The organism is Janthinobacterium darwini, from assembly GCF_051380905.1.
In the GTDB taxonomy this organism is placed as follows: Bacteria; Pseudomonadota; Gammaproteobacteria; order Burkholderiales; family Burkholderiaceae_D; genus Janthinobacterium.
Window position 1 is genome coordinate 391,602 of the sequence record NZ_JBNYXX010000001.1, and the last position, 21,945, is coordinate 413,546.

The following is a 21,945-nucleotide window of genomic DNA, read 5'->3' on the forward strand; positions in this document are numbered from 1 at the left end:
CGCCGTGCACTGCACGGACGCCGCTTTTTTTCGCGCCTTGTGATTAGCGCAGCGCCGCGATCATCTGTTTCAGTTTGCCGGAATCGACGCAGAAGGCGCGGATGCCTTCGGCCAGTTTTTCCGTCGCCATCGCGTCTTCATTCATCATGAAGCGGAAGGCTTCTTCGTTCAGCGACATTTGCACGATGTTGGTCGATGGCGCCGCTTCGGCGCTCAGCTTGCGCTCCACCGGCGCATCGCTGTCGGCCAGCTTTTGCAGCAGGTCGGGGCTGATGGTGAGCAGGTCGCAGCCGGCCAGTTCGAGGATTTGCGAGGTGTTGCGGAAGCTTGCGCCCATCACCTCGGTCTTGTAGCCGAACTTGCGGTAGTAATTGTAGATGCGCCGGACCGACTGCACGCCCGGGTCTTCCGCGCCCATGTAATCGATACCCGTTGATTTCTTGTACCAGTCGTAGATGCGGCCGACGAAGGGAGAAATGAGCTGCGCGCCCGCTTCGGCGCAGGCGATGGCCTGGGCCAGCGAGAACAGCAGGGTCATGTTGCAGCGGATACCTTCCTTTTCGAGGATGGCGGCGGCGCGGATGCCTTCCCAGGTGGAGGCGATCTTGATCAGCACCCGTTCGCGGGCAATGCCCGCGTTTGAATACAGGGCGATCAGGTCGCGGCCCTTGGCCACCGTGCCTTCCGTGTCGAACGACAGGCGCGCATCGACTTCGGTGGAGACGCGGCCGGGGATGGTTTGCAGGATTTCCACGCCAAACGCGATCAAGAGGCGGTCGATGATCTCGGCGGTAGAGGCGTTCGGATGGTCGCGCACGGCCTTTTCCAGCAGCGGCTTGTATTCATCCTTCTGCACGGCCTTCAGGATCAGCGAAGGATTCGTCGTCGCGTCGCGCGGCGTGTAGGCCTGGATCGATTGGAAGTCGCCGGTGTCGGCCACCACGGTAGTAAATTGCTTCAGTTGTTCGAGTTGGTTCATGGCTGCACGGGAAAGAGTGAAAGGGCTTGCCGGAGTATTGTACCGAATCCATTGCATGTGGGGATCCACTATTGTCTTAGCCCAGGTCCTGCTTGCTTAATTGAATCTTGTTTTTTGAAAATGGACGCATAATTGCCAGGACTTGTCTGTTTTTTACATTTTTCTGATCATGAAAAAAATCATCCTCATCATCTTGTCCCTGGCCATTCTGGCCGCCTGCAATGCCAGGGAGAACGACGATCGATTGCAAGCAGAGTTAAGTGAGCAAACTTTCACGACCACCTCCTATAACTACACGCCTTTCGACCTGTATTCCATTGCGTACAAGGAAATCTCGCTACCCTTCAATATCGATGACGCGCCCAGCGGCGGCTCCATTTTTTTTCGCGACGCAAGCGGGAGGGAACTCGATAATGGTGAAAAAGTTGCCGTCAGCAGTGGCAATTGCTGTTTAAGCTGGGACCGACCGGTCGACAAGCCGCTGAGAGTGCGTGTGGTGTGGAGCGTGGTGTTCGATACGAGCTACCACGATGGAAAATCGAGTATTTCTTATGATGAGCGCACTTCCAGGCAGAGTTCCCCTGGCAGCCGCTGGTGCCAGGCCATTGTTGACATTCTTCCCGCGACAGGTCCCGACCGCCCGACCGCCGTGCTCTTGCACTTTCTTGCCGATGGTACGGTTCAGGCACGGCTGGGAACATTCAAGACGGATACGCCGCTTGCTGCCGCAGAGGTGAAATTGCATGCCACGCGCCTTCCACAGGGGCAGTTCTGCAGGCAGGAAATTGAGAATCCTTTCTATGGCATCCCCCGCAAGGCGCATCTGGAATGAGGGACGGGCAAAGCGGCTGCGCCGGTCAGCGAGGCTGGCGCCGGCAGGGGATCAACCGATGAAGGAGTCGAACTGCATATCAAACTCTTGCAGCGCTTTTTGCGCATTCTGCATCTTCTTGCGGAATTCAGGTCCACGCTGCAGGGCCAGACCCACGGCCAGCACGTCGATCACCACCAAGTAGGCCAGGCGGGCTGAAATCGGGGTGTAGGGGTCGGTGTTGAAGACCAGGTCGATCGGGATCAGGACCGTCGCCAGGTCGGCCAGCGGCGTACCCGATGGGGCCAGCACGACGACGTCGGCGCCGCCGCGGCGCGCCAGTTTCACGGAACGCACCAGGGCAGGGCTGTTGCCGCGCTGCGAGATAGCCACCAGACAGTCGCCGCCGCGCAGCAGGGCTGCGGCGATGCTGTGGATGTTCGGATCGCTGTAGGCCACCGTCGGCACGCCCGAGCGGAAGAACTTGTGCTGCGCGTCGGCCGCCACGATGCCCGACGTGCCCTGGCCATAGAATTCGATCTTGCTGGCGCGCGACAGGATGTCGAGCGCGCGCTGGATCGCTTCCGGGTTCAGGTTGTTGCGCAGGTCGAGCAGGGTATTGATCGAGCGGCTGCAGATTTTATTCACCAGGTCGGCCGCCAGGTCGTCCTGCGCCGGCTGCTCGTTCGCGCCCGGCATGGCCAGGGCCAGGCCCTGCGCCAGCTTCAGCTTGAATTCATGCCAGCCGTCGTAGCCCAGGGTGCGGCAAAAGCGCACCACGGTCGGCTCCGACACCTGCGCGCTTTTCGCCAGCGCCGTGATGTTCTGGCTGACCGTCTGGTTAGGCTGGTCAAGCACGGCCAGCGCGACCTTCTTCTCCGACTTGGAGAGCGAATCGAGCTGGGTGCGGATGGAATCAAGCAGCATCAGGGTAGTCTTCTGGTAGGTGTTCAGGAGTGTGGGGATAATAGATAAATGGCCTGCCCATATGAGGGCAGGCCCTTGTCTTGCCTGTTAATCCTCAGGTAATGCTTCTTCACGCCACTGCAAGCCATCGCGGCCGATCAGGGCGCTGGCCGCGGCCGGGCCCCAGGTGCCGGCCGTGTACGGAATCGGCGCGCTGTCGTTCTGTTCCCAGTTGTCGAGGATCGGTTCGACCCATTCCCAGGCCGCTTCCAGTTCGTCGCCGCGCATGAACAGGGTCAGCTGGCCGCGCAGGACGTCGAGCAGCAGGCGCTCGTAGGCATCCATGCGCGGTGTCTTGAACGATTCGCGGAAATCGAGTTCCAGTTCCGCCGGTTTCAAGCGCATGCCGTCGCCCGGGGTTTTTGCCATCAAATTCATGCGCAAGCCTTCGTCCGGCTGCAAACGGATCACCAGGCAGTTCGGCTGGAAGCTGGACGTCGGCTGGTTGAAGATCGAGTGCGGGATCTGCTTGAAGCGCACGACGATTTCGGCCAGGCTGTCGGCCATGCGTTTGCCCGTGCGCAGGTAGAACGGCACGCCGGCCCAGCGCCAGGTATCGATTTCCGCCTTCAGCGCGACAAAGGTTTCGGTGCGCGAATGCTCGGGTGCATCCGGCTCGTCGCGGTAGCTCGGCACGGTGACGCCGTCCACGTGGCCGGCACGGTACTGGCCGCGCACGATGTTTTGCGCCAGGGTGGTGGGCGTGAATTTTTTCAGCGAGCGCAACACTTGCAGCTTTTCATCGCGTACGGCGTCCGGCGCGATCGAGGTCGGCGGTTCCATGGCGACGATGCACAGCAGTTGCAGCAAGTGGTTTTGCAGCATGTCGCGCAGGGCGCCCGAGGTATCGTAGTAACCCATGCGGTTGCCTACGCCCAGTTTCTCGGCGATGGTGATCTGCACGTCGGAAATCCATTCGCGGCGCCACAGCGGCTCGAACAGGATATTGCCGAAGCGCAGGGCCAGCAAGTTCTGCACGGTTTCCTTGCCCAGGTAATGGTCGATACGGTAGATCTGCGATTCCTGGAAGACCTTGCCCACTTCGGCGTTGATCTGCTTGGCGCTGGCGAGGTCGCGGCCCAGCGGCTTTTCCAGCACCACGCGCGAATTCGGCGTGACCAGGCCATTGTCTTCCAGGTTGTCGCAGATCAAGGCAAACAAGTGCGGCGGCGTCGCCAGGTAGTACACGCGCGTCAGGTCGGCATCGCCGCGCAGCGCTTCGACCAGTGGCGCGTACGTGGCCGCATCGCTGGCGTTGAGCGATACATACACGATGCGCGCGCAGAATTTGCTCCAGGTGGCGGCGTTCAGCGTGCTGGCCTTGATGTGGGGACGCGAGTTGGTTTCTACCATCTTCAGGAATGCATCCTGGCCGCTATCCTGGCGGCCCACACAGATGATGCGCGCCGTCGGCGGCAAATCGTTCGCGACGTCGCGCGCATACATTGCAGGCAACAACTTGCGCATTGCTAAATCGCCGCTGCCGCCAAACAGGACCAGGTCAAAATCGGTAAGTGCCATAAGTGAGTGTCGTCGCAAAAGTAAAAGGGCCGGAGCGGGGAGGAAGCCGACCGGAAGTGCCAGTCTGTCGCTACTATAATCGGTGGTGTAAATTTACTACGTAGAACAGGCAATTGCAAGAAATTTTACTACATTCCATCCCCTGTCGTCGCAGTTTTGCCCGGTATGCCTGCCAGCGATGCCGCCATGGTCATTATATGCCGTTCGCTGGCGCAGGTACGCCGTCACGCCTTGCAGAGCGCTTTTCAAAGCAACCATGGTTGCCAGGGAAATTTTCAATTCTCTGCGTCATCATTTGCGCTGTAGCAACAAGCAAATCAAGAAATGCTGTCAGGATCGCCGTTGGCAGCGTAAAGTAGCTTTGAGGAAAGTAAAAAACCGTATAATTCAAGCTCGAATCGATAGCAACTATTGGTTGTAAGAAATTGTACGATATACACTGCACCGCTAGCGCCGGCCATGCCCCGAACCCGCCATCCGACGTCCATGCGACGTGCAGTCCGCACTGCCCGCAGCATCAGGGCAGGCGACTTAACTTTACAAGACGGCTCAAGGGGACACAATGAATTCAATGCAGCAAGATGTCGATGAACGCACCAGCCTGACAGGCAATAATAAATTCGAACTGTTCCTGTTCAAGCTGGGCACCAGTGATCACTCGACCAGCCGCGAACTCTTCGGCATCAATGTGTTCAAAGTCCGTGAAATCATGGAAATGCCGGCCATCACGGCGGTGGCCGGTTCGCACCCGCACATGCTGGGTGTGGTCAATATCCGTGGCCAGATCGTGCCCGTGATCGACTTGCCGATGGCGGTCGGCTGCAAGAGCAATGGCTTGAAGATCCTGATGGTGACGGAATTCGCCCGCTCGACACAGGCGTTTGCCGTGGAAGAGGTCGATGAAATCGTACGCCTGGAATGGAATCAGGTGCTGTCGGCCGAATCGAGCGTCGGCGGCGGACTCGTCACGAGTATCGCGCGCCTCGATGGCGACACGGACAAGACACGCCTGGCGCAAGTGCTGGACGTGGAGCAAATCCTGCGCAACGTGCTGCCGTCGGGTGATCCTGATGTGGACGAGAACAGCATCGGCCCGCAAGTGCGCTTGCCGGCCGGCGCCGTGATCCTCGCGGCCGACGATTCTTCGCTGGCCCGCTCGCTGATCGAAAAGGGCCTCGAAGCGATGGGCGTGCCCTTCATCATGACCAAGACGGGCAAGGAAGCGTGGGAGCGCCTGCAGGCGATCTCGGCCCAGGCGGCGACCGAAGGCAAGACGGCGAAAGACAAGGTCGCGCTGGTGCTGACCGACCTGGAAATGCCGGAAATGGATGGCTTCACCCTGACGCGCAACATCAAGAACGATGGCCGCTTTTCCAACATCCCCGTGGTGATCCACTCGTCGCTGACAGGCTCGACCAACGAAGACCATGTCAAGGGCGTGGGCGCCGATGGTTATGTGGCCAAGTTTGTAGCGGCGGAATTGGCCGAGACGATACGCAAGGTGCTGGCCCGCTGATTTGCGCGGCCGCATGCGTAAATGAAAGGCTGGGGTCAGACCCCCGGGGGCGACAGCACAAGCCCCTGAGTTGGCGGCATTGAGGGTCTGACCCCGGTATTATTGGGCCTGATACTTTAGGCCTGATACAGGTGTTCCGGCTGGCCCGCCACGTCCACGCGCACGGACAGCACGTGGCCCGTCAGCGGATAGTCGGCAAGCTCGGTGGCCGAGCGGTTGTGGCTGGCGCTGGTGATGTACAGGGTGCGCAGGTCGGGGCCGCCAAACGTCACCATGGTGGGGCAGCGCACGGGCACGGTAATTTCACCGAGCAAATGGCCATCAGGGGCGAAGCGTAGAATCTTGCCGCCTTCAAACATGGCCGACCAGTAATTGCCTTCGCTGTCGACGGCCGCGCCATCCGGGCGTCCGCCGTAGTCCGCCGCTTTTTTGTCCGTGGAAAAGCGCTGGAATGGTTGTGGCGCGGAAATGGCTCCCGTGGCTGCGTCGAAATCAAAGCGGTCGATGCGGTGCGTAGTGGTATCCGAGTGGTACATGGTGCGTCCGTCAGGACTGAAGCCCAGGCCGTTCGATACCGTCATGCCGCCGGACCAGACCTTGCGCACTTGTCCCTTTTCCAGCACGAACATTTCCGCCGCATCAGCGCTGCGCGGCTCGAAAATCGTGCCGACCCAGAAGCGGCCTGCGGGGTCGACCTTGCCATCGTTGAAGCGAGTGGTGGCCATGTCGAACGGAGCGGGGGCAATTTCCGCCAGGCTACCCGTCTTGGTGTCGAGGTGGGCAAAGCCGCTGCGCAAGGCCACGATCAGGCCGCCGCCGGCGTTGATGGCCAGCGCCGACGGTTCCGTCGGCATGCTCCACTGCTCATGCTGGCCGCTGGCCGGATGCACGCGGTGCACGGCGCGGCCATCGATGTCGACCCAGTACAGGGCCGCTTCCTTGCCATGCCACAGCGGGCATTCACCCACTTGCATGGCTTTGTCGCTGACTACCTTGATTTCGTAAATATTCATTTATTCTTAATGTGGAGAACGCTTAACAAAACCGACGCGCAGCAGGTTTAGTTATTCGTTATTAGTATGCGGCCTTGGCGGCCTTGGCCAGGGCAATCAAGCCATTGGTCGAGCTGTCGTGGTGGTCGGGACGGGCTTCGCCCGTCAGTTCGGCCTGGATTTTCTTGGCCAGCACCTTGCCCAGTTCCACGCCCCACTGGTCGAAGCTGTTGACGTTCCACAAGACGCCCTGCACGAAGGTCTTGTGTTCGTACAGCGCGATCAGCGCGCCCAGGGTGGTCGGGGTCAGCTGGTCCATCAAAATGGTATTGCTGGGGCGGTTGCCCGGGAAAGTCTTGTGCGGCACCAGCGCTTCGATCTCGTTTTCCGGCAAGCCTTGTGCCTGCAAGTCAAGGCGCACTTCCTCGCCCGTCTTGCCCGTCATGAAGGCTTCCGACTGGGCGAAGCAGTTCGCCAGCAGGGCGTCGTGGTGGCCCGGCAAATCGTGCGTGGCGCGCAGGGCGGCGATGAAATCGATGGGCGTGATGTCCGTGCCCTGATGCAGCAGCTGGAAATACGCGTGCTGCGCATTCGTGCCGCAATCGCCCCAGATGACGGGGCCGGTCGGTACGTCGACGGGCACGCCATCCTTGGTGACGCGCTTGCCGTTGCTTTCCATGTCCAGCTGTTGCAAGTAGGCGGCAAAGCGGCTCAGGTCCTGGTGATAGGGCGCGATGGAGACGGAGCCGCAGTCGAGGAACTGGCGGTTCCAGAAGCCCACCATGGCCAGCACCACGGGCATATTCTGTTCCAGTGGCGCCTGGCGGAAATGCTGGTCCATCGCGTGCGCGCCGGCCAGGAAGTCGCTGAAGTACTCAAAGCCCACGGACAGCGCCACGGCCAGGCCGATCGAGGACCAGACGGAATAGCGGCCACCGACCCAGTCCCAGAACGGGAACATGTTTTCTGGCGAAATGCCGAAATCGACGATGGCTTGCGTGTTGGTCGAGACGGCCACGAAGTGCTGCGCCAGGTCAGTTTCTTCGCCTTCAAGCAAGAACCAGGCGCGCGCCGTGTTGGCGTTAAGCATGGTTTCGGCCGTGACGAAGGTTTTCGAGGCCACGATGAACAGGGTCGTTTCCGGATCAACCTTGGACAGGGTCGCTTCCATGTCGTGGCCGTCGACGTTGGACACAAAGTGCATTTCCAGGCCCGGGTTGGCGTAGGAGCGCAGCGCCAGGCAGGCCATTTTCGGTCCCAGGTCCGAGCCGCCGATGCCGATGTTGACGATGTCGCAAATCGGCTTGCCCGTATAGCCGAGCCAGCTGCCATTGCGTACTTTGTCGGTAAATGCCTTCACGCGCTGCAGCACATCTTGCACGTCGGCATCGATATCCTGGCCATCAACTACCAGGGCGGTGCCGCGCGGCGCGCGCAAGGCGGTATGCAGAACTGCCCGATGTTCGGTAAGATTGATTTTCTCGCCCGTAAACATCGCTTCACGCTGCGCTTCCACGCCGCGCTCGCGGGCCAGGTTCATCAGCAGTGCCATGGCGGTGGCGTCGACGCGGTTCTTCGAGTAATCGAGCAGCAGTCCTGCCGCATCGACTGTCATGCTGGAAAAACGCGCTGGATCTAGAGCGAATAACTGGCGCAGATGTACGTCGCGCAGGCTGGCGCTATGCGCTTGCAGGGACTGGAAACTGGCGGTGGCGGTGATGGCAGGAGTAGGTGCTGGCTGGCGCATGGCGGTCGGCTCGGGTGCTTGTCTCGGTTGAAAGGAGCGCGGCGCGTTCGTCGTGACGAACAGCGGATCCGGCGTTGGTATGAGAATAATACATCAGAAAAACGTAATTTCACTACAGTTTGTAACGTGAAGCCGATTTTGTTGTGCTTTTTTTAGCGATTGCAGCAGTCGTATATAAGGGATATGTTGGCAGCTGTGGATACGCGATATTGCCTGGGTTGGCTTTGATACGCCGCAATTTGTGGCTTATTTCTGTTGTTGGCCCATGCGAGAGTGCTTCTTCTTCACCATTTTGTAGTAAAATTTCACGAAATACTCATTTTTAAGGAAATTCATATGGCGCTGCATCCAGTAGTCGAATCCGTAACAGCGCGCATCATCGCGCGCAGCCGGCCATCGCGCGGCGCCTACCTGGCGCATCTGGATGCTGCCCGCATCCAGGGCGTGCAGCGCGGCGCCCTGTCGTGTACCAACCTGGCGCACGGTTTTGCCGCCTTTCCCGCCAACGACAAGCTGTCGCTGAAGGAATACAAGAAGCCTTCCGTGGCCATCGTGTCTTCGTACAATGACATGCTGTCGGCGCACCAGCCCTTCGAAGGCTTTCCGCAAATCATCAAGCAAGCCGTGCGCGAAGTGGGTGCTGTGGCCCAGTTCGCCGGCGGCGTGCCCGCCATGTGCGATGGCGTGACGCAAGGCCAGCCGGGCATGGAATTGTCGCTGTTTTCGCGCGATACCATCGCCATGTCGACGGCCGTGGCGCTGTCGCACAATATGTTCGATGCCGCCCTGTACCTGGGCGTGTGCGACAAGATTGTACCGGGCCTGCTGATCGGCGCGCTGCACTTCGGCCATCTGCCGGCCGTCTTCGTGCCGGCAGGTCCGATGACGTCGGGCCTGTCGAACCAGGAAAAAGCCAAGGTGCGCCAGTTGTATGCACAAGGCAAGGCCACGCGCGAAGACTTGCTCGAAGGCGAGTCGAAAGCCTACCATGGCGCCGGCACCTGTACCTTCTACGGTACGGCGAACAGCAATCAGATGCTGATGGAAGTGATGGGCCTGCACTTGCCGGGCGCCGCCTTCATCACGCCGAACACACCGCTGCGCGATGCGCTCACCAAAGCTGCCGCCCAGCGTGCTGCGGGCATCACGGCGCAAAGCGCCAGCTACTTGCCAGTCGGTCATATCGTTGACGAGAAATGTATCGTCAACGCCGTCGTGGGCTTGCTGGCCACGGGCGGCTCGACCAACCACACTTTGCACCTGGTGGCGATCGCCAAGGCGGCCGGCATCGTCATCGACTGGAACGATTTCAATGAACTGTCGGCCATCGTGCCGATGTTGACGCGCATCTACCCGAACGGCGACGCCGACGTGAACCATTTCCACGCGGCCGGCGGCACCGGTTACCTGATCCGCGAACTGCTGGACGCGGGCTTGCTGCACGAAGACGTCAACACCATCCTGGGCCATGGCTTGCGCGCGCACTGCATGGAACCGTTCCTCGGTGAAGACGGCAAGGTCTTCTGGAAAGATGCTCCGGCCGCCAGCGCCGATGAAAACGTGTTGCGTCCCGCTTCGAATCCGTTCGCGCCGGACGGCGGCATGGTCCTCGTCGCAGGTAACCTGGGTCGCGCCGTGATGAAAGTCTCGGCCGTCAAGCCACAGCACCGCACGGTGGAAGCGCCTGCCCTGGTGTTCAATTCGCAGGAAGAGTTCATGAACGCCTACAAGGCCGGCACCCTGGACCGCGACTTTGTCGCCGTGCTGCGCTTCCAGGGCCCGCGCGCCAACGGCATGCCGGAACTGCATGCGCTGACTCCCGCGCTGGCCAACCTGCAGGATGCGGGCCGCCAGGTGGCGCTGGTTACCGATGGCCGCATGTCGGGCGCGTCGGGCAAGGTGCCGGCCGCCATCCACGTGTCGCCTGAAATCCTCGCCGGCGGCGCCCTGGGCCTGGTGCGCGACGGCGACATCATCCGCCTTGACGCCTTTACGGGCGTGCTCGAAGCGCTGGTGCCGGCCGACGTCTGGCACGCGCGTTCGCTGGTAACTGCCGACCTGTCGCCGAACCACGTCGGCATGGGCCGCGAGCTGTTTTCCATGTTCCGTTCCACCGTCAGCGCGGCGGAAGAGGGTGCCACCACCTTCGGCCTGCCGTCGCCGATTCCCACCACCGTCGCCTTGCACGACGCCGACAATGTCGGTGATACTGTACCCGGTTCCGATGAAGACTTTTTGGCTAGGAAATAAGAGATGACCATGACACTACTGGAAATTATGCGCACATCGAGCGTGATCCCCGTGATTGCGATCGACGATCCTGAACACGCCGTACCGCTGGCGCGCGCGCTGGTGGCGGGCGGCATCCGCGTGCTGGAAGTGACCCTGCGCACCAAGCATGGCCTGGAAGCGATTCGCGCCATGTCGGCTGTACCGGGCGCCATCGTCGGCGTCGGCACCCTGACCCGTCCCGAGGAATTTGTCCAGGCGCGCGATGCGGGCGCCGTGTTTGGCGTCTCGCCAGGCCTGACGTCGGCCCTGGTGGCGGCGGCGAAAAGCAGCGGCTTGCCCCTGCTGCCAGGCGTGATGACGCCCGGTGAAGTGATGGCGGCGCGTGAAAACGGCTTCCAGCAGCTGAAACTGTTCCCGGCCGTGCCTGCCGGCGGTATCGGCATGCTCAACGCCATCTACGGCCCCCTGCCGGACATCACGTTCTGCCCGACGGGCGGCATCTCGCAAGAGACGGCGTCGCAGTTCCTGGCGTGCAAGAACGTCGCCTGCGTGGGCGGTTCGTGGCTGACGCCGAAAGACGCGATCGCGGCCGGCAACTGGGACCGCATCACGGAAATCGCCAAGGCTGCCAGCGGTTTGCGCTCAGCGTAAGCGGTACCGGCGCGGCAGGCTTGCGTGCCTGCCGCGCTTTCCTCCCTCCTCTGCATGCGAGTCTTGCGCCGCCCCCTGACCATCGGCGAAACCGCCATGGCCCGCAGCGTCTTTCAGGGCGCCATCGATTACGCGCGCGTGCGTGTGGTGCGCGGCTCCTTTTTACCATTCGGCCTGCAGGACCAGAACACGGCGATGACGCCGCGCGGCAGCCTGCACTTCATGCCGGCCCAGTACCGCGACGATTTTTCGCGTGAAGGCAACGGCGGCAAGCTATTCTTCATCCACGAAATGGTGCACGTGTGGCAGTACCAGCTCGGCTACTGCGTGCTGCTGCATGGCGTGCGGCTGGCGCTGTGCGGCGGCTACATCCGGCAGCGCGCCTATCGCTACGACGCGCAAGCCGGCGGTATCCTGTCCGACTTCAACATGGAGCAGCAGGGCGACATCATCGCCCACTATTTCGGCGCCCGCCAGCTGGGCATTGCTGCCTACGTGGCGCAACTGCCGCAGCTGCAGGACATCCTGCAAGGCTTCCTGCTCGACCCCGCCGACTGCAGCTTGCTGCCGCGCTAATTTCGTTTCCTATCGTTATTTCATGTACGCGTGCATATATATTTAATTTGCATGTATTCAGACCTTGACATTCATCTCAGCATTACCTAAATTAAATTATACAAAGAACAATTTCTTTGTTTTAATTGCAACCTCGGCGCGAGATCGAGAGCAACCTGTCCAAGCGAGTAAATCATGCAGATTAGAAACAGCTGTAGAGGAAAGTCGTGCCTGAAAAAACGCCCACGTGGCGCAGCGCTGGTGGAATTTGCCTTGATCGCCCCTATCCTCTTTTTCCTTATCGCCATGATCATGGAACTGGGGATCATGTTCTGGGTCAACCTGACGATGCAATACGCCGTGCGCGAAGGGGCCCGCTACTCCATCACGGGGCAAAACAACCTTGATCCGGCCAGCGCCAACAAACAGCGCTACGAGGCCGTGCTACAAAAGATCAACGACAGTTCGCTGGGCCTGTATGCCATGGTCAGTCCCGTGGTGGTGGTCAATGGCGTATCGCAAGCGCCCTCCGCCTACAACAACAATATGTTCGGCTCGGCCGGCGATATCGTTGTGCTGCAGGTGAACTGCACCTGGCCCGTCATCACCCCCGCATGGCGCTTGATGGCCTTGCTCAATCCCAAAACTTCCACCAGTGCGCCCGGCCAGTATGCCTTCAGCGTCGCGGCCACCATGCGTAACGAGGCCTTCTGATGACACCATCCAAACAATTGGCATTGATGCGCGCGCGCCGCCTGCAAGGCGTGGCTGCCGTGGAATTCGCCCTGGTGTTGCCCTTCTTGCTGATGATGGCCGTCCCCGTCTTCGATCTGGCGCGCATCGTGCAAGGCGACATGATATTGACCAATCTGAGCCGCGAAGGGGCCAATTTGGCCTCGCGCTCCTCGCAGGACCCGCAAACCATCATGACGGCGCTGGCGATGACGACGCCGCCGCTGGACATGGCCAGCAATGGCAGCATGTACATCAGCAAGATCATGGGCAATGGCCCCGGCAAGCAAAACGTCATTCTTGAACATTACCGCTGGACACAAGGGCCGCAGCAGGCTAGCAAGGTGTGGAACTGCAGCAACTGGGCCAGCGACGGCACGGGCAAGTGCACCAGCATTCCCAGCGGTGGTTCGCCCATCAACGATGCCATGAGCAACCAGTTGGCCAATGGCGAAGTCATTTATGTCGTCGAGGGACTGTATCGCGCCAACATCCTGTTTGCCGGCATGAGCCTGGGTTTTGGAGCGCAAACGCCCCAGCTGAGCGGCAATCTGTACGCCAAGACTATTTTTTAGACACGCTGTCATTATTGCGCAGGCGCACGTGCACGCGCCGGGAGAACATCATGAAAAGCATACGCAGGCAGACCGGAAAACAAAAGGGGCAAGTGCTGATCGTCATCGCTCTGTCGATGGTGGTGCTGATCGGCGCGGTGGGGCTGGCCATCGATTCCGGCCTGGGCTTCATCATCCGTTCCAAGCTCAATGCGGCCGTCGATTCGGCCAGCATCGCCGCCGCGCGCGCCGTGACGCAAGGCGTGGGCGAGGCGGCGCAGCGGGCCAGCGCCCAGGCGGCGGCGCAAAAATTCTTTGCCGCGAATTTCCCCACGGGCTACCTGGGGGCCACGCCCACCTTCAACAATCCCACCGTGACCTTTGATGCCGGCAAGGTGACGATCGATGCGGCGGCCACGGCCTCCGTGCCCGTGACCCTTATGCGCGTGCTAGGCTTCAATTTGCTGTCGGTCAGCGCCTCGGCGCAGACCATCCGCAAGGACCTGGACCTGGCCTTCGTGATGGATACCTCGGGCTCGCTGTCGCCTGTCGGCTCCACCGTCATCAGCAGCGCGCAGCTGTTTCTCAGCAAATTCAATCCGGCGCTGGACCGCATGGCCCTGATCCATTTCTCCTACGGCGCCGAAGTCGATAAGCCGATCAACAAGGTGGCGCGCGGTTTCGACCAGGCGGGCATGAAGACCACCATTGGCAACTATTCGTTTGACGGCTTGACGAATTCGGTCGAAGGCATGTGGAATGGTCGCGACCAGCTCAACAGCATCGCCCTGGCCAACCGTTCCAGTCTGCGCGTCATCGTGTTTTTTTCCGATGGATCGCCCAATACCATTTCGTCCGTCTTCAAGTTCAAGAAGCCGGCCGACTGCACTACGCCTGGATCGCTGGTGACGGGCGACGGCACCAGCACCGGCACGCCGGCCGGCCTGTGGCGGATCGACAAGCAGGACACGACGGCGGCCGGCAAGTGCGACCAGGATACGAACATCGTCAAGAACCTCGATGCGGCCGCCTTGCCGCAGTGGTATAACGCGCACAATCCCACGAACTTGCCGGCCTTGCAGGAGTTCCCCATCATCACGGCTACGCCGCGTTCGGTCACCAACGATACCAGCAGCAATTCGGCCACCTGGATCAATGTCAACCGGGCCTCGCGCAACCTGCTCGAAGCGGTGGCCGCCAAGGCCCGCAGCGAGGGCATGTACGTGTTTACCCTGGGCCTGGGCAGCGAGCTGACGAAAGCGAACGGCCCCGCGCCCAGCGACAAGGGCGAAGATATCCTCAAGTGCATGGCCAACACGCCCGATGCCCTGTCGCGCTGCGTGAACGCGGGCGCCGGCCAACCCGTCGGCATTTATTGCCACGCCGCCAACTCCAACGAGTTGAAGCCCTGCTTCGAGAAACTCGCCTCGGCCATTTTGCGCATCAGCATGTAGATACGGAAAACAGATGGTCAGGGCCGGATATTCGCTCCGGCCCTTTTTTATTGCCTGTGCACTTAGGCTGCGGACAGCACACCATGCCGCAGTGCCGCTCAAGCTTCCGCTCGCCGAGGAGTCGATGTCGCATGTAGCGGGATCTTCGTGCCGCATGGCGGATTGCCCCGCTAGTATATGCACAGCTCGGTCCTCGATATTTTAGCCAGCCAAGTCCGGCAACCCATGATCCGAAGGGCGTACCGTACTTGGTGGGTGGCCAGTGATCGCTGACAGGGGGGGCGGGCACATCCCGAAGCCATTCATAACGCAGATGTCGAGACCTGAAAAGGCTGGAATCGGGCGGCGTGCCTGTGCCGCCCTTCACGTATGCGGCATGCGCAGCGGCAGAGGCGCCAGGCAATGTGGAATGCGCTTGTGTTCAGGCCGGAGCAGGGCAATGCGGGTAGCCGGCAGGAGAGCAGGCAAAGGGCGGGACGGGGTGTTGCGGAGGAGATCTTTGGCTCCCGGCAGCGTTGACCGCCAGGAGCATGTGGGAGGGCTGCGGTTTTAATTGCCGCCGGCCATGCCAGGCAGCAGCACGCGGTAGATCTGCAGGAAGGCTGGTCCCATGAGCACCACCAGCAGGGAAGGGAAGATGAAGAAGATCAGCGGAAACAGCAGTTTCAGGGCAATTTTCGCTGCCTGCTCTTCTGCCAGCTGGCGCCGCTTGGTGCGCAACTGGTCCGATTGCACGCGCAGGGAGGCGGCGATGCTGGTGCCGAACCGTTCGGCCTGGATCAGCATGGCAACGAGGGCATCGACATCTTCCACGCCCGTGCGCAGGGCCAAGTTGCGCAAGGCCCGTTCCTTCGAGTTGCCGGCGCGCAGTTCCAGCGTCAGCAGGTGCAGTTCCTCGGCCAGCACGGCGCTTTTCAGCGTGATTTCGGAGGCCACCCGCGCCAGCGCCGCATCCATGGCCAGGCCAGCTTCCACGCAGACCGTCATCAGGTCCAGCGCATCGGGAAAACTTTCAAAAATGTCGCGCTGGCGCAGGCGGATGCGGCGGTTCAGCCAGCCGTTCGGCAGGTAGTAGCCGAATGCGGCTGCCAGCAGCAGCCACAGCAGTAATGCCGTGCCGCTGTAATGCACGCCGGCCACGCTCAGGCCCAGGAAAAGCAGTACGGGCAGGCCCACGGCGAAGGCCGTCTTGGCGCCAAAGTACAGCAGCGGCGCCGATGGGTGACGCAGTCCTGCATGCATGAAGCGCAGGCGTGTTTTCGACGTCTCCCAGCCATCTTCGGGCAGGGACAAACGCGCTAGTGGTTTGCTCAGCTTGACGAAGTGCGCCAGCCAGTGGCGGGCGCCGCCAGTCCCGGCGGCGCCCACGCTGTCGAGGCGCTGGCGCAGCGGGTCAGGTATGGCCAGCAGCAGCACGAACATGGCGCCGGCGAAGACGGCGACGAACAGCAAGCCGAGAAAGCCCATTTGCATGGTAGTCATGATGTCGTTCCCCTCAAAAATTCACACCCGGATATGGATGATCTTGCGCATGAAGATGACGCCGAGCAGCATCAGCAATAGCGCGCCGCCCAGCATTTTCTGTCCGCCGGGATCGCGGTACAGCAGCTCCAGGAAGGTGGGGTTGGTCAGCTGGATCATGGCTGCCGCGCCGAACGGCAACAGCCCCAGGATCCACGCCGACAGGCGCGCCTCGGCCGACAGCACGCGCACCTGCCCCAGCAGCTTGATGCGTTCGCGGATGATGTGGCTGATGCTATCGAGCAATTCCGACAGGTTGCCGCCCGTCTCGCGCTGAATCAGCACGGCGATGACGAAATAGCGCACGTCCGTGCTGGGCACGCGCGTGGCCAGGTTCATCAGCGCGTCCGGCATGGCGATGCCGAAGTTGACTTCGTCGAAGGCGATGCGAAATTCGTCGCCCAGTGGCGCGTTCATTTCCTCGCCGACCATTTTCAGGGCCGTGGGAAAGGCATGGCCGGCGCGCAGGGCGCGGCTCATGAGTTCCAGTGCGTCTGGCAACTGCTGGCCGATGCGCTGCAGGCGGCGCGACTTGGCGCGCTCGATGTAGTACAGGGGCAGCAGCGCGCAGGCGGCCGCTGCCACCAGGCGCAGCAGCCAGGGCAGGTCGAACAGGCTGGCGCCGACCAGGCCAACGAGAAATGTCAGCAGCACCAGCAAGGCCCATTGCGCCACGCTCCACGTCAGCCCTGACTGTTCCAGCAGGCGGTCGAGTGCATGCACGCGCGGTACTTCCAATAATAATTTCTGCAGCGCCGGCGTGTCGCTGAGCAGGCGCTGCTTGATCATCGACGTGTTCTGCTCACCGGCGTGGGCGCCGGCCGACATCACGCGCAGACGCCGCGCCACGCGTTCCGATTCCGGCCCGCGCACATTGTTCCAGGCCTGGTACATGCCCGTGACGAGCAGCACCACGGCGATGAAGATCAGGGCCCCGAAGACGTAAAAACTGGTGTCCATGGCGCGGCTCCTCAATGGTATTGGCGGTCGGGATCGAACAGGCTTTCCGGCACGACCACGCCGAAGGCGCGCAGGCGGTCGAGGAAGCGGGGGCGCACGCCGCTGGCCTGGAAGTGGCCGCTGACGGCGCCATCCTGGGCTACGCCCGTCTGGCGGAACGTGAAGATTTCCTGCATGGTGATCATCTCGCCTTCCATGCCCGTGATCTCCTGGATGGACACCACCTTGCGCTTGCCGTCCGTCAGACGCGCCACCTGTACCACCACGCCGATGGCTGCGCTGATCTGCTGGCGCATGGCCTTGCCCGGCAACATGGAGGCGGCCATGCTGATCATGTTTTCCAGCCGCGTCAGGGCATCGCGCGGCGTGTTGGCATGGATGGTGGCCATTGAACCCTCATGGCCCGTATTCATCGCCTGCAGCATGTCGAGCGCCTCGGCACCGCGCACCTCGCCCAAAATGATGCGGTCGGGCCGCATGCGCAGGGCATTGCGTACCAGTGCGCGTTGCGTCACCTCGCCCTTGCCTTCGATGTTCGCGGGCCGCGTTTCCAGGCGCACCACGTGCGGCTGCTGCATTTGCAGTTCCGCCGCATCCTCGATGGTGACGATGCGCTCGGTGCCGCTGATGAAGCCCGATATCGCGTTGAGCATGGTGGTCTTGCCGCTGCCCGTGCCGCCCGAGATCAGGATATTGATCTTGGCCTTGCCCAGGCCCTGCAGGATTTGTGCCATTTCGGCCGTCAGGCTGTGATGTTCGACCAGGTTGGAAAGCCGCAGCGGCTGGGCCGAAAAGCGCCGTATCGACATCACGGGTCCGTCGATGGCCAGCGGGGGGATGATGGCGTTGACGCGCGAACCGTCCGGCAGGCGCGCATCGACCATGGGGCTCGATTCGTCGATGCGGCGGCCCACGCGCGAGACGATCTTGTCGATGATCTTCATCAGGTGCGCATCGTCGTTGAAACGGATGTCGCTCAGTTCGAGCTGGCCATGGCGTTCGACATACACCTGCCGGTGCGTGTTGACGAGGATGTCCGAGACGCTGGGATCGTTGAGCAGCGGTTCGAGCGGGCCGAAGCCCAATACTTCGTCCTGGATGTCGCGCACCAGGGTGCGCCGCTCAAGGTCGTTGATGACGACGCTGTCTTCATCCAGCAGGCGCCCCACCAGGACCTTCAGGTCGTCGCGTATCTGCTCCTGGGACAGGCGTTGCATGCCTTCCAGGTCGATGCGGTCGAGCAGGGACTGGTGCACGTGCTGCTTGAGTTCCTGGTAGGCGGGATTGTCGATGCTGCCGCCGCGCACGGCGCCGAAGGCCGAATTGCCGTTCGAGGCCGGGGCACTGCCGAGGCGTTCGCGCAGGCTGGGGCCTGCACCATTGATGTCGATGCTCATGCTGTTTCCCCTCGAAGTTGGATGGGCCGGCTGCGCTGGAACAGGCGTGAAAACAGGCCAGGCGTGCTGGCCGCGCGCGTACCGCCCAGCTTGCGCGCGCACTCCTGCAGTGATTTGGCCAGCGGGCTGCCGGGCGCCAGCTTCAGCACGGGTACGCCCTGGTTGACCGATGCCGCCGCCACCGCGTAATGATTCGGCATGGCGTGGAAGATCTGCTGGCCATAGGCCGCTTCCAGGTCGCGCCCGCGGATTTCATCGGCGCTCGTATGGCGGTTCAGGATCAGGTGAATCTTGCTGGTCGGGTATTCCAGCGACTGGAACACCTGCAGCAGCCGCTTGCCGTCGCGGATGTAGGGCAGCGTTGCCTGTACCACGGGGCAAATCATGTCGGCGTTGTCAAGCGCGCGCACGCTGATGGCATCGAGGCCGCGGCCCGTGTCGAGCACAACAAAATCATACTCGTGGCGCGCCAGGTGCAACAGCTGGTCGATGTGCTCGGGTTTGATGTCGCTCGCGTGTCCGGGATCTTCGGGCGCAGCCAGGATGCTGAAGTTCGGCGTCACTTGCACCATGCTGGCGGCGAGGAAGGAGGGGTCGAGGCGATGAATCTGCTGCGCCACGTGCGACAGCGTGGCGGCCGGCTTCTGGTCCGAGACAAACAGCGCCGCATCGCCAAACTGCAAGTTCAGATCGAACAGCGCCACGCGCTGGTTGTCCTGCGCCAGCGCGTATGCCAGGTTGGCGGCGAGAAAGGTGGCGCCGCTGCCGCCTTTGCACGAGACGAAGGCGATGATCTTGCCATCGCGCCGCACGTGGCGCGCGCTCTTGTCCTCGATACGCTGCAGCGCCGCATTCAGGGCGGCGCCGTTGTCGGCTTGCGGCAGCACCTCGCGCACACCCGCGCGCATGGCTTGCAGCAGGAAGTCGCTGCCCTGCTGCTGGCACTGCAGGATGATGGCCATGGCGGGCTGGCGGCTGGCCAGACGTTCGATGCGCACCAGGTCGGCATCGTCGATGACGGGCTGCGCCAGCAGCAGCACGTCAGGCACGGCCATTTCAGCCGTGCCGGCCAGCCGTTCCAGGCTGCCGACGGCGCTGTCGATATCGTCGCCCGCGTGGCGCTCGCGCAACAGCGCCGTCATGGCGGCCAGTTGTTTTTCGTTACTGGAAATAATGAAGATTTTCACGGCAAGCTCCGGCAGTGGCTGGGTGGATGGGGTACGGTTCAGCGTTTGCTGACGCCGATCGTCAGCACGTCGGGAATTGGATCGGGCGCGCTGAAGGATTTCTGGTATAGCTTGTAGCCACTGATAGCGGCCTTGCCATCGAGACCGAGCACGGGATTGCTGTTGTAGGCCGCGTCCGGATACAGGATTTGCTGCTGCTTGAGCAAGGTCACCGACTCGCCGAAATGGCTGTCGAGCACGGGGGTGGTGGTGGCGGCACAGCCGGCCAACGCGCCGATTGCCGCAGCGCACAGCAGGCAGCGGGGCAGGGTGGTTGCGAAGGTTTTCATGGAGATGCTCCTATTTGAGATCATCGATAATGCTGGCCGATGACGTGGCCGCATCGGCTTTCGGTACGGCGCGGTATTGCGGCAGGTCGTTGGTGCTCACCGTCGGCGTGGCGACGGGCATGGCCACCGGCATGGAAGGCGGCACGGGCGCGGCCATGGCTGCCGGCGGCGCGGCGGCAGGTAGCGGCATCGGCGCTGGCTGCGGCAGTGGTGCTGGCGCTGGTGCGGGCGCCGTGCCTTCCATCTTGCCTTGCATGAACATGTCGCCGCGCGTAGGTTGCACATACGGATCGGTAGGCAGCTTGTAGTCGGGCGGTAGCGGCTTGACCAGGTGCGGCGTGATGATGAAGACCAGTTCCGAGCGGTCTGTCTGGAAGTCCGTGCTGCGGAAAAGGGCACCCAGGACGGGCACTTCGCCCAGGCCCGGCAAGGCCTTGATGTTGCTGGTCACATTGTTCTTGATCAAGCCGCCGATGGCGAAGCTCTGGCCATCGAACAGCTGCACGGTGGTGGTGGCGCGCCGCGTGGTAAACGAGGGCAGGATGGCGGTGGTGGAAATGCCGGTGGCCGTGATGCCGATGCCTTCCTTGTTCAGGTCGGACACTTCCGGCGACACTTTCAGGTTGATGCGTCCCCCTTCGAGCACGGTGGGGGTGAATTTCACGGCCACGCCAAACTCTTTTTCTTCCAGCGTGATGGTGGGCGTGCCACCATTGTTGGTCTGGCTGACGGGGATGAAGATCTTGCCGCCAGCCAGGAAACTGGCTTCCTGTCCGCTGATGGCCATGATGTTCGGTTCTGCCAGTACCTTGATCAAGCCATCGCGCTTTTGCGCATCGAGACCCAGGAAGTTGCCGTTGCGGCTGTTGCTGGCGTTGAAACCGCTGGGATTATTGCTGAGCAAGTTCGACAGCAGCGAATAGGTCCAGCCGCCGATAGTCTTGCTCAGGCCCAGGTTGGCGCCCAGTTGGTCGACCAGGGTTTTCGACACTTCCGCCACTTTGACTTCCAGCATCACCTGCTGTGGCGCGGCGATCGCCATCAGGTTGATCACGCGTGGCGAGGCTGACGGGCCGCCCGAAGGGTCGGGTGCGGCGCCGGCGGCGGCGGGTGCCGCACCGGCAACTGCGGCGCCAGCGGCGGGGCGGGAACCACGTTGTGCATACGCGTTGGCCAGCGACATTGCCTGGTCGGCCTTGACGGTGTCGCTGACGACACCCGACAGTATCAGTGTGTCGCCGGCCACCGTCACGCGCAGCTCTTTTTCGTTCGGCAACAGTTCGCTCAGGCGCGTCTGCAGCAGGCTGGCGTCGATGCTGACGGACAGATCGATGATGCTCGCTTCATTATTGCGGTTCCATACGATCAGGTTGGTCGTGCCCACGGATTTGCCCAACAGATAGACATCGGTGGTGTTGAGCAGGATCACGTCGGCGATGCGCGGGTCGCCTACCGAGACGCGGGCGACAGGAAACGGCAGGTGCATCAGGGTGGACTTGCCTTCGGCCAGCGCCATGTTGCGCGACAGTTCCGTGCGTCCTCCCGCCGTATCGAGCATGGCTTGCTGCGCCACCGGTTTCACGCGCGGCACGCGGCGCACCACCTTGGGGGGCGGCGCGGAGACCACAGCCGATGCTGATGCAGGGGCTGGCGTGGCTCCGGGCGGCGTGGTCGACAGGCCAGGCGAGGTGGCAGGTGCGCCCGCTTCGCCATGGGCTGCCGGGATAAGGGCGCCGATGGTGGCGATGGCGAGGGCCATGCGCAGGATGCGGCCTCCGTTTGCTGTGCTCAGTTTGCTCATGGTGCTCATGGCGTGCTCCTCGTGGTGCGGATCGGATGAC

General features: G+C 61.9%; 19 protein-coding genes. 8 read left to right on the top strand and 11 right to left on the bottom strand.

Annotated features, from left to right (window positions below; genetic code table 11):
• Positions 1–43: 43 nt before the first annotated feature.
• On the bottom strand, positions 44–979 hold the full coding sequence (tal, locus tag ACQ4WZ_RS01795) for a transaldolase (RefSeq protein WP_086146874.1): 936 nt from the start codon (positions 977–979) through the stop codon (positions 44–46).
• Between the two features lie 169 nt (positions 980–1,148).
• Here tal and ACQ4WZ_RS01800 point away from each other — a divergent pair, with 169 nt between their 5' ends.
• Positions 1,149–1,811, top strand: a complete 663-nt coding sequence (locus ACQ4WZ_RS01800; protein ID WP_133989821.1) for a lipoprotein — start codon at positions 1,149–1,151, stop codon at positions 1,809–1,811.
• Between the two features lie 51 nt (positions 1,812–1,862).
• Here ACQ4WZ_RS01800 and ACQ4WZ_RS01805 read toward each other — a convergent pair whose 3' ends face one another.
• Both ACQ4WZ_RS01805 and zwf read right to left on the bottom strand, forming a co-directional pair.
• Positions 1,863–2,717: an SIS domain-containing protein gene (locus ACQ4WZ_RS01805; protein ID WP_034750862.1), complete on the bottom strand. Its 855-nt coding sequence runs from the start codon at positions 2,715–2,717 to the stop codon at positions 1,863–1,865.
• Between the two features lie 87 nt (positions 2,718–2,804).
• Positions 2,805–4,277: a glucose-6-phosphate dehydrogenase gene (gene zwf, locus ACQ4WZ_RS01810; RefSeq protein WP_101482368.1), complete on the bottom strand. Its 1,473-nt coding sequence runs from the start codon at positions 4,275–4,277 to the stop codon at positions 2,805–2,807.
• A gap of 562 nt (positions 4,278–4,839) precedes the next feature.
• Here zwf and ACQ4WZ_RS01815 point away from each other — a divergent pair.
• Positions 4,840–5,793 (top strand): chemotaxis protein, encoded by a 954-nt coding sequence (locus tag ACQ4WZ_RS01815; RefSeq protein WP_099379036.1) that lies wholly within the window; start codon positions 4,840–4,842, stop codon positions 5,791–5,793.
• 116 nt (positions 5,794–5,909) lie between these two features.
• Here the strand turns inward: ACQ4WZ_RS01815 and ACQ4WZ_RS01820 are convergent, their stop codons facing one another.
• Positions 5,910–6,806, bottom strand: a complete 897-nt coding sequence (locus ACQ4WZ_RS01820; protein WP_436572431.1) for an SMP-30/gluconolactonase/LRE family protein — start codon at positions 6,804–6,806, stop codon at positions 5,910–5,912.
• A 61-nt stretch (positions 6,807–6,867) separates the two neighbouring features.
• Positions 6,868–8,532, bottom strand: a complete 1,665-nt coding sequence (gene pgi / locus ACQ4WZ_RS01825) for a glucose-6-phosphate isomerase (protein WP_436572432.1) — start codon at positions 8,530–8,532, stop codon at positions 6,868–6,870.
• A gap of 336 nt (positions 8,533–8,868) precedes the next feature.
• Between pgi and edd the strand changes: the two genes are divergently transcribed.
• The 6 genes from edd (at position 8,869) to ACQ4WZ_RS01855 (ending at position 14,710) form a co-directional block, all read left to right on the top strand.
• Positions 8,869–10,782, top strand: coding sequence for a phosphogluconate dehydratase (gene edd / locus ACQ4WZ_RS01830; RefSeq protein ID WP_436572433.1), 1,914 nt, complete (start codon positions 8,869–8,871; stop codon positions 10,780–10,782).
• A 3-nt stretch (positions 10,783–10,785) separates the two neighbouring features.
• Positions 10,786–11,415, top strand: a complete 630-nt coding sequence (gene eda, locus ACQ4WZ_RS01835) for a bifunctional 4-hydroxy-2-oxoglutarate aldolase/2-dehydro-3-deoxy-phosphogluconate aldolase (RefSeq protein WP_010400696.1) — start codon at positions 10,786–10,788, stop codon at positions 11,413–11,415.
• 63 nt (positions 11,416–11,478) lie between these two features.
• Positions 11,479–11,991, top strand: a complete 513-nt coding sequence (locus ACQ4WZ_RS01840; RefSeq protein WP_436572434.1) for a Rhs element Vgr protein — start codon at positions 11,479–11,481, stop codon at positions 11,989–11,991.
• A 174-nt stretch (positions 11,992–12,165) separates the two neighbouring features.
• Entirely contained in the window at positions 12,166–12,684 is a 519-nt protein-coding gene (locus tag ACQ4WZ_RS01845; protein WP_101482363.1) for a TadE/TadG family type IV pilus assembly protein, read from the top strand.
• Positions 12,684–13,277, top strand: a complete 594-nt coding sequence (locus tag ACQ4WZ_RS01850; protein WP_436572435.1) for a TadE/TadG family type IV pilus assembly protein — start codon at positions 12,684–12,686, stop codon at positions 13,275–13,277. Before ACQ4WZ_RS01845 ends, ACQ4WZ_RS01850 begins: the two co-directional genes overlap by 1 nt.
• Before the next feature lie 50 nt (positions 13,278–13,327).
• Positions 13,328–14,710, top strand: coding sequence for a TadE/TadG family type IV pilus assembly protein (locus tag ACQ4WZ_RS01855; protein ID WP_436572436.1), 1,383 nt, complete (start codon positions 13,328–13,330; stop codon positions 14,708–14,710).
• 549 nt (positions 14,711–15,259) lie between these two features.
• On the opposite strand, the gene ACQ4WZ_RS01860 is transcribed toward ACQ4WZ_RS01855, so the two are convergent.
• The 6 genes from ACQ4WZ_RS01860 to ACQ4WZ_RS01885 are packed head-to-tail and all read right to left on the bottom strand — an operon-like array spanning position 15,260 to position 21,914.
• A complete protein-coding gene (locus tag ACQ4WZ_RS01860) occupies positions 15,260–16,192 on the bottom strand; it encodes a type II secretion system F family protein (RefSeq protein ID WP_101482360.1) in 933 nt (310 codons plus the stop codon).
• A 21-nt stretch (positions 16,193–16,213) separates the two neighbouring features.
• Entirely contained in the window at positions 16,214–17,191 is a 978-nt protein-coding gene (locus ACQ4WZ_RS01865) for a type II secretion system F family protein (protein ID WP_436572437.1), read from the bottom strand.
• A gap of 11 nt (positions 17,192–17,202) precedes the next feature.
• Positions 17,203–18,588 carry a TadA family conjugal transfer-associated ATPase gene (locus tag ACQ4WZ_RS01870; RefSeq protein WP_436572438.1) on the bottom strand — a complete coding sequence of 462 codons (1,386 nt, stop codon included), beginning with the start codon at positions 18,586–18,588 and terminating at the stop codon, positions 17,203–17,205.
• Entirely contained in the window at positions 18,585–19,775 is a 1,191-nt protein-coding gene (locus ACQ4WZ_RS01875; protein ID WP_101482357.1) for a CpaE/TadZ family protein, read from the bottom strand. Before ACQ4WZ_RS01875 ends, ACQ4WZ_RS01870 begins: the two co-directional genes overlap by 4 nt.
• Positions 19,776–19,813: 38 nt before the next feature.
• Entirely contained in the window at positions 19,814–20,104 is a 291-nt protein-coding gene (locus ACQ4WZ_RS01880; protein WP_101482356.1) for a pilus assembly protein, read from the bottom strand.
• A gap of 10 nt (positions 20,105–20,114) precedes the next feature.
• Positions 20,115–21,914, bottom strand: a complete 1,800-nt coding sequence (locus ACQ4WZ_RS01885) for a type II and III secretion system protein family protein (protein WP_436572439.1) — start codon at positions 21,912–21,914, stop codon at positions 20,115–20,117.
• Positions 21,915–21,945: the final 31 nt, after the last annotated feature.